Genomic DNA, 13,362 nt, shown 5'->3' with positions numbered 1-13,362 from the left:
TCCTGTATCAGTGGTTATTGACCATTGTCGCCTTCGCGGGTTAGCCACCAGGCCCCCAGGATCGGCAAGGTTGTTACCAACATAACCAGCAGTGCCACCACGTTGGTTACCGGTACATCACGTGGTCGCCCAAGCTGATTGAGCAACCACAACGGTAACGTTCGTTCATGACCTGCCGTAAAGGTCGTAACGATGATTTCATCGAACGACAAGGCAAACGCCAGCATCCCTCCTGCCAGTAGCGCCGAACTAAGATTCGGCAACACCACATAACGAAAGGTTTGCCAGCCATTGGCCCCAAGATCCATTGACGCCTCAACCAGACTCCACGAGGTGCGGCGAAAACGGGCGATGACATTGTTAAACACCACCACAACACAAAAAGTCGCATGCCCGACGACGATGGTGAAAAAGCCAGGCTCCAGATTGATGGTTTTAAACGCGGTTAATAGCGCCAGACCAGTGACAATGCCCGGCAGCGCAATGGGCAGTAGCAGTAACAGCGAAATGGCGTTTTTGCCGAAAAAGTCTCGTCGCCACAGCGCGGCAGCTGCCAGCGTCCCTAACACCAGCGCAATTAATGTCGCCAGCGCCGCCACCTTAAGTGACAGTGTCACGGCATCAAGGATATCACTACGCTGTGCTGCCACGCTAAACCAGCGCAGCGTCAGGCCTTGCGGTGGAAAACTAAACGCCGCATCTTCAGTGTTAAACGCATAAGCGGCGATAATCAGGATGGGAAAATGTAGGAAAACCACGCCGCCCCAGGCCGCCAGTTTGAGGAAAAACGGTGCGCGTTCAGAGTGCATCGAACGCTCCCAGGCGCTTCACAAACGCCAGATAGAGTGCGATAAGGACAATCGGCACCAGGGTGAAAGCCGCCGCCATCGGCATATTGCCAATCGCCCCCTGCTGAGAGTAGACCATATTGCCGATAAAATACCCTGGCGGGCCAACCAGTTGTGGGACGATAAAATCGCCCAGTGTGAGTGAGAAGGTAAAGATAGAGCCAGCGGCAATACCAGGGATCGCCAGCGGCAGCACCACATAGCGAAAGGTTTGCCGTGGACGCGCGCCAAGATCGGCCGACGCCTGCAACAATGACGGCGGCAAACGCTCAAGCGCCGCCTGCACCGGGAGGATCATAAACGGCAGCCAGATATAGAGAAACACCAGAAAGCGCCCCAGCCCTGAAGTTGACAGAGTATTACCGCCCACCGCCGGTAGTGTAAGAAACGCCGTAAGTAGTGGCTCCAGCCCCAGATGCTGTAAAAACCACTGTGCTACACCGTCTTTAGCCAGCAATAAGGTCCAGGCATAAGCTTTAACAATGTAGCTTGCCCACATGGGCAACATCACCGCAATGTAAAAGAACGCTTTCATTTTTCCGCTGGTATAGCGTGCCATATACCACGCCATCGGAAAGGCCAGAATGGCACTGGCGATAGTGACTGCCACAGCCATTGTCAGTGTGCGGAGAATGATGTCGTAATTCGCCGGATTAAACAGCGCACGGATATTCGCCAGCGTCAGTTCTGGCATGACTGACATGGTGAAATCGTCAAAGGTATAAAACCCCTGCCATAACAGCGTCAGCAGCGAGCCCAAATAGACGATGCCAAACCACATCAGTGGACCAAGCAGTAGTAAAAATAGCCCCAGTCCTGGTTTACGCCAGAAAAAGCCGGATATCTTTCCAACTCCCGGACGCGAAGGTGACTGCAATACGTTCATCGCCATTCACCTCTCCTCAACCAGCGGCACCATCACATCACGCGCCCAGGAAACCATCACCTGTTGACCGGGCGTGAGCGCGTTGGGTAAGTCTTCGCCCGTGACATTTGCCTGGCTAACCAGCAGTTTTTCTCCACCGCTAAGTTTCAGTTCAAAACGTGTGGCTGCCCCCTGATATTGCACCGCCTGAATCGTGCCATTGGCCTGCAATTCACCAGGTGTATTCAGGCGGATATGTTCCGGTCGCAGGGCAAAACTCCCCATCATGCCACAAAGATTCTCGGCCATTAGCGGATCAAAAACGTTGGATGTCCCGACGAATCCCGCAACAAACGGCGTGCGCGGGCGCATATAGAGATTGCGCGGGGAATCGACCTGTTCAATGCGTCCATTATTGAAAACCGCCACCCGATCGGACATCGATAACGCTTCGCCCTGATCGTGGGTAACGAAGATAAAAGTGATACCGAGAGACTGTTGCAGCTTTTTCAGTTCCAGCTGCATTTGTTCTCGCAATTTGAGATCCAGCGCGCCGAGCGGTTCATCCAGCAACAACACGCGCGGTTCGTTCACCAGAGCTCTGGCAATGGCGACTCGCTGACGTTGACCACCAGAAAGCTGTGACGGCTTACGTTGCTGAACAAAACCAAGCGCCACTTTCTCCAGCGCTTCTTGCGCCATAGCATATCGCTGTTTTTTATCCACGCCTTTAACCATCAGCCCATAGGCCACATTCTCAAGAATCGACATATGGGGAAATAGCGCGTAGTCCTGGAAGACGGTATTCACGTCCCGCTCCCAGGGAGGCAGATTACTGGCCGGTTTGCCGAAGATAGCAATCGCCCCGCCGGAAAGCTGTTCGAAGCCAGCAATCAGGCGCAGGCAGGTGGTTTTGCCGGATCCGGACGGCCCCAGCATAGAGAAGAACTCACCATCTTTTATCGCAATACTGACGCCATCTACTGCGCGCACGTCACCGTACAACCGCGATACGTTGTCAAACTCCACTGCGTACGTCATAAAACACCCCAGTGAAGTTAGCGGCCGCCCATTATGGCAATGTAATCCTGCGTCCAGCGACTGTACGGGACAAATTTGCCCCCTTGCGCAATGGGCGTTTTCCAGAAGGCGATTTTATCGAAATAGTTAAACCCGTTGGTTTCACAGCCTTTATCGCCCAGTAATGGACTGGCTTTGCAGCCTTCCGGCACGACCGGCAGCGAACCAAACCAGGCAGCTACATCGCCCTGCACCTTCGGCGTTAATGACCAGTTCATCCATTTGTAAGCACAAACCGGATGTTTCGCTTCGCTATGTAGCATAGTAGTGTCAGCCCAGCCGGTAACGCCCTCTTTCGGGAAGACGGTGGCGATCGGTTGGCCTTCGCCTTTCAATGCGTTGGCCTGATACGGCCAGGCGCTGGAGGCCACCACGCCCTCGTTCTTGAAATCGCTCATTTGCACGCTGGTGTCATGCCAGTAGCGATGGATCAAGCCATGTTGATCGCGCAGCACTTTCAGTACCGCCTGATATTGTTGTTCGGTGAGTTGGTATGGATCGGAGATGCCCAATTGCGGCTGAGTCGCTTTGACGAACAGCGCAGCATCCGCAATGTAGATAGGGCCGTCATAAGCCTGTACACGACCTTTATTACTCTGACCGTCCGGTAGATTCTGCTCAACAAAAACCACTTGCCAGCTATCTGGTGGTGTCGGGAAGGTTTTGGTGTTGTACATCAACAGGTTCGGACCCCATTGATATGGCGTGCCATAGACTTTGCCCCCCACGTTAAACCAGTCGCCCTTTACCACCCGAGGATCAAGCGTTTTCCAGTTGGGGATCAACGCAGTATTAATCGGTTGCACGCGTTTGCCCATAATCAGGCGTAGCGAAGCATCGCCGGACGCCGTGACCAGATCGTAACCGCCTTTGGTCATCAGGCTGACCATTTCATCGGAAGTCGCTGCGGTTTTCACATTGACCGCGCAACCTGTTTCTTTTTCGAATTGCGTCACCCAGTCGTATTGTTTATCGGTTTGTCCGCGTTCGATGTATCCCGGCCAGGCGATAATATCCAGTCGCCCTTCCGGTTTATCTAAATTTGTGGGAGGTTCGGCGGCGTGGGCGGTCATTAATGTCATGGTAAGCGCACACAAGCTGCTGCGGGCAAATGTCTTGCTCATAAAGTCTTACTCCTGTCGTAATTAATTGTTCAGCCGCCGTGCCGTAAAAATATCTCCTTGTTTAACCATAGACGGCGGCTTGCAGGCGCACCCTCGCCCCCGAGAAAATTTAATCAGGATGTGAGCTAACGCGCATTATGCCGAATGAGAAGCTATCTTCTGGAGTATAGACAAGAGGTTAGGAAATATAGCTTCTATTCGAAATTCATATTACCCAACCTGAGAGAAATTAAATGGAGATCTATTTCAGGTATTCTTTAATAAGGTGGCCTAATTGTTTAACCGCCTGTTCTTCGCGCTCGCCCCACTGCCATGCAGTATTAAAACGGAAAAAACGTGACCAACTTTCGCCAGTAGAAAACATTTTACCCGGCGCAATGCTGATGTGATGCGCCAATGCCTGAATACTTAATTCGCCTGCATCTAACGGTTCGGGAAGCTCCAGCCAGAGAAAATAACCGCTGTCATTGTGATGAATTTTGACTTCCGCAGGCAGATAACGCAGCAAAGCCTGCCAGGCGCGTTGTTTACGTTCCGCAAGCTGGCGACGTAGACGACGAAGATGAGCATCGTATCGGCGAGTAGAAAGGTAATCCACCAGCGCAAGCTGCATTGGTGAACTTGTGGAAAGCGTGCTCATCAACTGCAATCGCTGGATTTTGCGTGCATGTTTTCCAGCAGCGACCCAACCAATGCGAAAACCTGGCACCAGACATTTAGAAAATGAAGAGCAAAGCAGAACACCATCGTGACGATCCCACGCTTTCGCGGGTAACGGTTTTTCCCGCCCAAAGTAAAGCTCACTGTAAACGTCATCTTCAATTAACATCACGTTGTACTGATTGAGCAACTCTACCAGCCGCGCTTTTTTCTGCGGTGTTAAGGTAAAACCGAGCGGATTCTGGCTATTGGTCATTAGCCAGCAGGCTTTGACCGGATACTCCTGTAACGCCAGTTCCAGCGCCTGAAGATCTATCCCTTCTTTAACATCCGTCGCCACCGATAACGCCTTCAACCGTAGCCGCTCCAGTGCCTGCAACGCGCCGTAGAAACAAGGATTCTCGACAATCACCCAATCGCCCGGTTCGGTTACTGCTTGCAAACTGAGGTTTAATGCCTCTAACGCCCCGGCGGTGATAACGATTTCATCGGGTGAAATGGTGATGCCCTGTAAGGCATAACGACGAGCAATAGCCTGACGCAGTTCTGCATTCCCTGGCGGCAGGTTTTCAATCACGCTCATAGCTGTCGCGGTTTTACTCACCTGCGCCAGCGAGCGGTTCAGCTGCTGCAGCGGAAACAGGTGCGGATCGGGAAAGGCTGAAGCAAACGGTACTACCGACGGATCGCGACTGGCCTGCAACATGTCAAAAATATAGGTGTTAATATCGACCGTTTCATCACGCGTTACCGGAATAGTCGGCGCCTGCGGTGATTTCACCGTGCGTGGCGCAACGTAATAACCTGACTGCGGCCGCGCAATAATATACCCCTGACTTTCGAGCAACTGATAAGCATGACCGACCGTCATAAAGCTCATACCAGAAAGCGCGACCTGTTCACGTAAAGAAGGCAGGCGATCACCGGGTTGCCAGATACCCGACGCAATCTGCTCGCGTAATTGTTCTGCAAGCTGCTGATATTTTTTCATTATCGAATCGTAATTATGTGCAGATGATTCGGCAGTCTATATCAGTTGTTAAAAATGACAACTTTTCGGTAACTGTAATTAAACCATCACCAGCGATAACTCTTTGCCAAGCGCCTTAGCCGCGAGCTGGACGGCGTCGATTTTTGTCGCATGGTGCAAGTTAAATAGGCGAGTAATCTCCTGTTTAGGTTTGCCAATTCGTCTGGCTAACTCTTGCTGAGTGATTTCTGACTGTAAAAAAGCATTTAACAGCAATACTTTAGAGGCGACGCTCAAAGGCACTTCAATAAAGTGATCGTGACTATTTAATGGTGAAGGTAACGGGATAAGCTCGTTATCTTCAAAATAAAAATCAAATGCGGTCAGTAAAGCATCTTTTGCCGCTTCCATCGCTTCAGCGACAGTTTCGCCCTGGGTCAACGCCTCAGGGATATCGACAAAAGAAACCATATAACCGCCTTCCGGTGCGGGTGTAAGAGTGACGGGATAACGCATAATTTCGACTGTCTCTCGCATGTCATTAACCTTTTTAATTGGCGATTAACTCAAACCGAGTTGTTTCAGAATTGCTTTACGCAATGGTTCTTTAATCTCATCGCTGGGTGACGCGGTATGACACTGCGCCTCCCGTGAAACCTGAGTTTTAAATGGTTGCTGCCATTCGCTACATCGACGCCCTGAGATTCGAGCCAACGTCTGAACTCGCTTTGTTTCACATCGCCTCCCTGCCGCTGAGTATATCAACAAAGTAAACATTAGTGTTTACCTCCGTGTGTAATTTGCTCGAAAATAGCACTTAATTGCCGCAACGGCAGAATGCAATGCAAAATCAGGAAGGCAGATTCCAGAATTTCTTTGCGCTAATTTGCAAAACTGAATAATAACCTCAAGAAACTATCGGCATCATAGCGACAAAAGGTAAGAAAAAGGTGGCAGGATGTTTACGAAGGCGTTATCGGTTGTCTTATTAACGTGTGCGCTGTTCTCAGGACAACTCATGGCAGGGCACAAAGGACATGAATTTGTGTGGGTAAAGAATGTGGAGCATCAACTGCGGCACGAAGCGGACAGCGATGAATTGCGTGCTGTGGCGGAAGAATCGGCGGAAGGTTTGCGCGAGCATTTTTACTGGCAAAAATCGCGCAAACCAGAAGTGGGACAGCGTTGAGTCATTTGTTGCCGGATGTGGCGTGACGCCATACCCGGCCGACAAGAACATGCAGATTCAATGCGTTGTGAATAACTCTGAAAACTTGCGTTTTATCCTTTCCGCTTCGGCAATGTTTTCAGCAAATCATCCGGACTTACGGATGCGACAACGCTTCCCGGTAACGGCATTTTCAGAATGTGATTTTTGATTTTACCGATGACGTGCATCTCACACGGGCGGCAATCAAATTTCAGCGTTAGCACTTCATCGCCGTTAACCAATTGCATCGGCGTTGCCTTCCAGCTTTTAATATTGCCTTTCGCCTGTTTCGGACACAGATTGAAGGCAAAGCGCAGGCAGTGCTTGGTGATCATTACCGGAACTTCGCCCTTCTCCTCATGCGCTTCATACGCCGCATCAATCAGTTGTACGCCATAGCGATGATAGAACTCACGTGCTTTATGGTTGTAGACGTTCGCAAGGAAGCTCAAATGCGTTTGCGGATAAATCGGCGCAGGTTCAGCAACCGGTTTACGACTGCCGCGCTGGTAACTGGCAAGACGCGCAGCATCCAGCATTTCGACGGCTTCACGGCGGAACTGATTTAACAAACTGTTTGGCACAAACAGCGCTCCCGGCAGATTAATTTGCACATCGCGAGCGTAATAGATGGTTTGCCCCAGTTTTGCCAGGCCATCTTTCAGGTTATTCAGCGCTTTTTCGGCGTTATTCGCTTCGTCGAACTGCCCGTCCAGGGTATGAGTGATGCTAACGCCCTCTTCGCTGGTTAACGTCAGAATAAGTTGTTCCTGCCAGCCACCCAGTTCAATGTCTACCGCGATCCGACGCTCACTGGAGGTTTTCGTCAGTGCCTGCTGCCAGTTATGGTCAAGGTTACGGTTAAGCGGATGATGTGGGCGAATTTTATGCAAATCTGCTGGCATTTCATTTGGCCAGACGCGGTACTGATTTTCCCCTGTTTTCTCTACCGTATTGGCGCGAAAGCCAACCACTTCGCGTTTAATCATTACGTTCAGGCCATCACCATTTGCTAGCGGCTCCGTGACCTTAACATCGAGATGATCTTTCGCCACTTTCAATACTTCACCCACCGGCAGGCCGATGAATTTCGGTGAATCGAACGCGCCAATGTCGCCTTTACGCGCGTTAACAAAGTAGTCGGTGCTACCACGATGGAAGGTTTTTTCTGTCGAAGGCACAAAGAAATGTTCAGTACGACCTGATGAAGCACGAGCCAGATCGCCGCGTTCTTCAATAATAGCGTCCAGCATCTGGCGATAATGGGCGGTGATATTCTTCACGTAACTCATATCTTTGTAACGCCCTTCAATCTTGAAAGAGCGCACGCCCGCATCGATCAACGCGCCAAGGTTGGCAGTCTGATCGTTATCTTTCATCGACAGCAGATGTTTTTCATAGGAAACCACCCGCCCCTGATCGTCTTTCAACGTGTATGGCAAACGGCACGCCTGGGAGCAATCACCACGGTTGGCGCTACGCCCCGTTTGTGCATGAGAGATGTAGCACTGACCAGAATATGCCACGCACAATGCGCCATGAATAAAGAACTCAATAGTCGCGTCCGTGGCCTGATGAATCGCGCGGATCTGCTCCAGGTTAAGCTCACGCGCCAGCACAATCTGGGTAAAGCCAACGTCAGAGAGGAACTTCGCTTTCTCTACAGTACGAATATCACACTGCGTACTTGCGTGCAGTTCAATCGGCGGAATATCAAGTTCCAGTATCCCCATGTCCTGAACAATCAGCGCATCTACGCCTGTCTGGTAAAGCTCGGTAATCAGCCGTTGCGCCGGTTCCAGTTCGTCGTCATGCAAAATGGTATTAAGCGTGACGAAAATTTTTGCGCCATAACGATGGGCAAATGGCACCAGTTCAGCGATATCTTTCAGACTATTACTGGCGTTATGACGGGCACCAAAACCAGGGCCGCCGATATAAACGGCATCGGCGCCGTGCAAAATAGCTTCGCGGGCAATGGCGGCATCGCGTGCCGGACTTAACAGTTCAAGGCGATGAGAAGATACGGTCACTTTCTTATCCAGTAGCTGAAAAAAGGCGGTTATTTTAGCCACAAGCGCGACGTTGCGAAATAGTTTTCCTGTTCAACTACGTGGGTAATGGATAATGGAATGAAAATGCACGCTTTGCTCGCCACGGTTGCAATAGGCATGGGCGACATCTGCGGCAAAGCGTTCACCTTCTCCACTTTTAAGGCTTCGCCACTCACCATCAACACACAGGTCAAGCTGGCCATCAATGACGACAACATGCTCGATAACCCCCTTTTCGTGCGGCGTCGATTCGCTTATTGCGCCGGGAGCCATCATGATTGAGAAGTGTTCAAAGCAGAGTTGCGGATCATAAGGAAATAGAGATGTGATCACCATTGCCTGCTGTTGTGGGTCATAAACGGATGGCGTCGCAGTCTGCGGCGGCGAAATAAACGTCGAAAACGGTACGTTCATTCCGGTAGCTATTTTCCATAATGTTGCGACCGTCGGGCTGGATTCATTGCGTTCAATCTGCCCTAACATCGCCTTTGAAACGCCCGTAGCTTCTGCCAGTCGCGAAAGACTCCAGCCTCGCTGCTGACGAAGATGTTTAAGCGTAGTGGATAAAAAGCGAGCGAGATTTTCCATGCGACTCCTCCTGCAAAACGGGAGTTTATCACTTGTGCGTTATAACGGACAAATGCTACGGTGCCTGTACGCTATAACGCACGAGGTAACTATGCGTCTGTTTTCCATTCCGCCTCCCACGCTGCTTGCTGGGTTTCTGGCGGTACTGATTGGCTATGCCAGCTCTGCGGCAATAATCTGGCAAGCGGCGATCGTCGCTGGAGCCACCACAGAGCAAATTTCCGGCTGGATGACGGCGCTGGGACTGGCGATGGGCGTCAGCACTCTTGCCCTGACATTATGGTATCGCGTGCCTGTTCTTACCGCATGGTCAACGCCCGGAGCTGCGTTGCTGGTCACCGGGTTACAGGGGCTCACGCTAAACCAAGCCATCGGCGTGTTTATTGTCACGAATGCGCTAATTGTTCTCTGTGGCGTGACGGGATTATTCGCCCGTCTGATGCGTATTATTCCGCACTCGCTGGCAGCGGCAATGCTGGCCGGAATTTTGTTACGCTTTGGTTTACAGGCATTTGCCAGCCTGGATGGTCAGTTTACGTTATGCGGTAGTATGTTGCTGGCGTGGCTGGCAACAAAAGCTTTTGCGCCGCGTTATGCGGTAATTGCGGCGATGATTGTTGGGATCGCGGTCGTTATCGCGCAATGTGACGTTGTCACTAATGATATCGTTTTCAAACCAGTTCTCCCCGCTTATCTCGCCCCTGAGTTTTCATTTGCTCATAGTCTTAGCGTTGCCTTACCCCTGTTTCTGGTGACGATGGCATCGCAAAACGCGCCAGGGATCGCGGCGATGAAAGCCGCCGGTTATTCGGCTCCGGTTTCTCCGCTGATTGTCTTTACTGGATTACTGGCGCTTCTGTTTTCTCCTTTCGGCGTCTATTCCGTAGGTATTGCAGCTATCACTGCGGCTATTTGCCAGAGCCCGGAGGCACACCCGGACAAAGATCAGCGTTGGCTGGCTGCCGCTGCGGCTGGCGTCTTTTATTTACTGGCAGGTCTGTTTGGCAGTGCCATTACCGGGATGATGGCTGCCCTGCCTGTAAGTTGGATCCAAATGCTGGCTGGTCTGGCACTGTTAAGTACCATCGGAGGCAGTTTGTATCAGGCTTTGCATAATGAGCGTGAGCGCGATGCTGCTGTGGTGGCCTTTCTGGTAACGGCAAGTGGGCTGACGCTGGTAGGTATTGGTTCGGCGTTCTGGGGATTAATTGCCGGTGGTGTCTGTTATGTAGTATTGAATTTGCTCGCTGACAGAAGCCGATAATCAGAAGCGCCATCTTACGATGGCGCGACTGGCATTACTTTTTGTTAACGTCAAACATGGTCGCGTCGGTCGCCATGTCATCGATAACTTGCTTAATATTTTCGAAAGCCATTGGTGTGCTTTCGTTGTTCAGGTCCTTACCTTCGCCCTGACGAACCACTTTGATAACCGGTTTGTTGGTAGCCGCATCAATCAGCTCACCTTCAAAGTACAGGCGGGTATCCATGGTACGGTGACCCGTCGCCATTTGCGTCCCCGCTACCACTAATGCGACAGGAACAACTTCATAGAACTGTAACCCTTCTTTGCTGGTATCTACACCAGTAATAGCACCACGGAAAATCAGACTACGAGGCCCAGCGGTAGTAACCAGTGGTTTACGCTGTGAAATGGCTTCTTTCATTTCAGTGTTGGTATAGCTCAAAATTCTATCCAGAACTTTCTGCCCTACCTGGGTAGAAGGTTTAGGCACCGGATAATAGGTGATTGGGTTCCAGACGATGCTGTCATATTTACTTTGATCAAAATTTGGATCAACCCAGCGTAATACCGGTTTGCCCGTTGCTGAAGTTGTTTCTTGTAGGTTGGAGTAATTGTTTAAAAAGCCAGAATATTTGTCTGGCTGGGTGATTTTAGAGGCACAACCTGACAGAGCCAACAAGCCGCATAAAGCCGCAACTTTCGCAATTGATGTGGTACGCATGAATAGTTTCCTGAGATGATTATATTACTTTTTAAGTTATAGCAAAAAGTACCGCTTCGTGTTGTGGCAAAAAAAGTGTTGGTGAAAATAAGTTTTCCAGCCCCTTTTCTGACAATATAAGTCAATGCCGAAAAGGGGGCAGAGTCAATCGTCAGTTGTTAAATTTCAGGCAGTTAAGCCAATAAAAAACTTCAACCACTGTGATTTATTTCACATCACATCGATAAAAAATATGCTTACCGAAAAAAACAGCAGTTACACATCTCAACGTGGGCATTTTCATGCGCCTTGCCCTGTTAGCTTATTTCTTACGTGCCAGCATCGTGGCGAAACGTAGTTTAATGCGATTGCCATTGGCGTCGGTGCGGTGGAGTTCACCCACATCTTCATTGTATTTCAGCATCTCCCAGCCTTCGTAGTATTGACGTAACTCCCCTTCTTTAAAGGCAAAGGGGAATCCGACGGTACATGGAAAATCAGCTGTGTCCATTGCTGCCACAATCAGATTATAACCACCAGGTTTGGTGCAACGCTGCATATTGGCAATCAGTCCAGGAATGGTTTTCGCCTCCAGGAACATCAGCACCACGGTAGAAAGAATAAAATCGTATTGTCCATCAAACGTCAGGCTATTTAGATCAACAATCTGGGTGTGCAAATTTTCAAGTTTTTCAATGGATTTGATGCGTTCGAGGTTAGCAATGCTCATGGCATTTTTATCCCATGCGTCGACATCATAACCATTGGCAGCCAGGTAAAGGCTGTTACGGCCATTACCACAGCCCAGATCCAGCGTTTTACCCGGCTTAACCACTTTCACCGCTTCCAGAACTTCAGAGTGTGTGCGGGTTAATTCATATTTATCAGTGAAGTAGTTTTCATCACGAATGATCATTCTTTGTCCTCAGCTTTCATTAAAACGGCGCGCTCAGTTCTGATTAACAATTTTCCCTGCATCAGAAGCGCGAAAGTACGGATGAGCAGTAATGCGATAATAAAATTGGTAAAAATAAATAGCGGCACAGCCAGGGTATGGAAAAAGCCATTGTCGTTACCGCTTCCTAAATGCAACCCGGTGGTTGCCAGTGCGGAAACGCCGAACGAGAAACTCCAGAATGAGGCATTAAACGGCTGGGAGAGATACCACGGCATCAGGCGTAACATAAAAAGAAGTTGCAGCAGACCGTAACCGAAAAGCATTTTCGCCAGCGTGTCGCCCTCGCCACCGTTGACGCTCAACCAGGCGCTACAAGCCACCAGCGCCGGTGCAAGCTGAATACCCAGCGATGTACGGAGTGCCGTGGGTAATTCTCCCGAGCTACGAAGACGCTGAAGGATCACCGGCTCAAGACTTAACCAGGAGAATACACCAGCCCCTAAAAATACCAGACCAGCATCGGTGTAGCCTAATGCTCCACAGGCCATTGCACTGATGAAGTTGTTGGCAACAGTCGGTAAATAAAGTCCGGGTGTCGTAGCTTCCTCAGGATGGGAACCGCGCCATAAACCGGCTGTTTGCCAGGCGGCATAAGCCAGTTGTATCACCACACCAATACTGAACAGGCCCACGGCCAGCGGGCGAAACCAGGGGACAAAACCAATTGCCACCAGCATCGTTGTTGCTGGAAACAAACTAACAAAACTACTCATCACCGGATGGCGCACTTCCGCCAGCACGCTGTGAGGAAAGCGTACCAGCCGGGTGATAAATGCCGTAGTCAATAATCCCCAAATGATCATAGCCAGGATCACCAGCCCATCGCCCAACCAGTGACTGACCTGCCAAACCTGGCTGGCATAACGCCAGGCAAATCCCATCCCTATCGTCCCCAACACAATGCCAAAGTAACCTGCCGGTAAATTGAGCACTTTATCGCTCTGCATCTTCTTACTCATTTTGTTTAATTTATAAAGTATATTTGAAATGCATTTTATGGAAATTTGCCAAACATAGCCAGAGTCACAGAATTTGCTACGGTTATAGTAGGTCACCTGC

Annotated in this window: 13 protein-coding genes and 1 pseudogene; 2 read left to right on the top strand and 12 right to left on the bottom strand. The window is 50.3% G+C overall.

What is annotated here, in order from left to right; genetic code table 11:
• Positions 1-14: 14 nt before the first annotated feature.
• The 7 genes and pseudogenes from D9742_RS20960 to hicA all read right to left on the bottom strand — a co-directional run bounded on the left by D9742_RS20960 (position 15) and on the right by hicA (position 6,284).
• On the bottom strand, positions 15-809 hold the full coding sequence (locus D9742_RS20960) for an ABC transporter permease (protein WP_000555458.1): 795 nt from the start codon (positions 807-809) through the stop codon (positions 15-17).
• Positions 799-1,740, bottom strand: a complete 942-nt coding sequence (locus D9742_RS20955) for an ABC transporter permease (RefSeq protein WP_130238128.1) — start codon at positions 1,738-1,740, stop codon at positions 799-801. Before D9742_RS20955 ends, D9742_RS20960 begins: the two co-directional genes overlap by 11 nt.
• Positions 1,741-2,754 (bottom strand): ABC transporter ATP-binding protein, encoded by a 1,014-nt coding sequence (locus D9742_RS20950; RefSeq protein WP_130238127.1) that lies wholly within the window; start codon positions 2,752-2,754, stop codon positions 1,741-1,743. It abuts the gene before it with no gap.
• A 17-nt stretch (positions 2,755-2,771) separates the two neighbouring features.
• Positions 2,772-3,917, bottom strand: a complete 1,146-nt coding sequence (gene ydcS, locus D9742_RS20945) for a putative ABC transporter substrate-binding protein YdcS (RefSeq protein WP_130238126.1) — start codon at positions 3,915-3,917, stop codon at positions 2,772-2,774.
• 241 nt (positions 3,918-4,158) lie between these two features.
• Positions 4,159-5,568 (bottom strand): PLP-dependent aminotransferase family protein, encoded by a 1,410-nt coding sequence (locus tag D9742_RS20940; RefSeq protein WP_130238125.1) that lies wholly within the window; start codon positions 5,566-5,568, stop codon positions 4,159-4,161.
• Between the two features lie 78 nt (positions 5,569-5,646).
• Positions 5,647-6,063 (bottom strand): type II toxin-antitoxin system antitoxin HicB, encoded by a 417-nt coding sequence (gene hicB / locus D9742_RS20935; protein WP_001270286.1) that lies wholly within the window; start codon positions 6,061-6,063, stop codon positions 5,647-5,649.
• 45 nt (positions 6,064-6,108) lie between these two features.
• Positions 6,109-6,284: pseudogene (gene hicA, locus D9742_RS20930) on the bottom strand (type II toxin-antitoxin system mRNA interferase toxin HicA).
• A gap of 221 nt (positions 6,285-6,505) precedes the next feature.
• Here hicA and D9742_RS20925 point away from each other — a divergent pair.
• Positions 6,506-6,736 (top strand): DUF2554 family protein, encoded by a 231-nt coding sequence (locus tag D9742_RS20925; RefSeq protein WP_130238124.1) that lies wholly within the window; start codon positions 6,506-6,508, stop codon positions 6,734-6,736.
• A gap of 92 nt (positions 6,737-6,828) precedes the next feature.
• Here D9742_RS20925 and rlhA read toward each other — a convergent pair whose 3' ends face one another.
• Positions 6,829-8,790: a 23S rRNA 5-hydroxycytidine C2501 synthase gene (gene rlhA, locus D9742_RS20920; protein WP_130238144.1), complete on the bottom strand. Its 1,962-nt coding sequence runs from the start codon at positions 8,788-8,790 to the stop codon at positions 6,829-6,831.
• A 72-nt stretch (positions 8,791-8,862) separates the two neighbouring features.
• Positions 8,863-9,399 carry an XRE family transcriptional regulator gene (locus D9742_RS20915; RefSeq protein ID WP_130238123.1) on the bottom strand — a complete coding sequence of 179 codons (537 nt, stop codon included), beginning with the start codon at positions 9,397-9,399 and terminating at the stop codon, positions 8,863-8,865.
• A 52-nt stretch (positions 9,400-9,451) separates the two neighbouring features.
• Between D9742_RS20915 and ydcO the strand changes: the two genes are divergently transcribed.
• The gene (ydcO, locus tag D9742_RS20910; protein WP_130238143.1) at positions 9,452-10,663 is read left to right on the top strand and encodes a BenE family transporter YdcO; all 1,212 of its coding nucleotides are present in this window, start codon (positions 9,452-9,454) and stop codon (positions 10,661-10,663) included.
• A 34-nt stretch (positions 10,664-10,697) separates the two neighbouring features.
• Here ydcO and D9742_RS20905 read toward each other — a convergent pair whose 3' ends face one another.
• The 3 genes from D9742_RS20905 to tehA all read right to left on the bottom strand — a co-directional run bounded on the left by D9742_RS20905 (position 10,698) and on the right by tehA (position 13,250).
• Positions 10,698-11,366, bottom strand: a complete 669-nt coding sequence (locus D9742_RS20905; protein ID WP_064527441.1) for a DUF3313 domain-containing protein — start codon at positions 11,364-11,366, stop codon at positions 10,698-10,700.
• A gap of 301 nt (positions 11,367-11,667) precedes the next feature.
• Entirely contained in the window at positions 11,668-12,261 is a 594-nt protein-coding gene (gene tehB, locus D9742_RS20900; protein ID WP_130238122.1) for a tellurite resistance methyltransferase TehB, read from the bottom strand.
• Entirely contained in the window at positions 12,258-13,250 is a 993-nt protein-coding gene (gene tehA / locus D9742_RS20895; RefSeq protein ID WP_130238121.1) for a dicarboxylate transporter/tellurite-resistance protein TehA, read from the bottom strand. The genes tehB and tehA overlap by 4 nt, the downstream gene beginning before the upstream one ends.
• Positions 13,251-13,362: the final 112 nt, after the last annotated feature.

The organism is Escherichia sp. E1V33, from assembly GCF_004211955.1.
Classification (GTDB): Bacteria; Pseudomonadota; Gammaproteobacteria; order Enterobacterales; family Enterobacteriaceae; genus Escherichia.
Note: the sequence above shows the minus strand (reverse complement) of the source record. Positions and strands in the feature narration are given on the sequence as shown.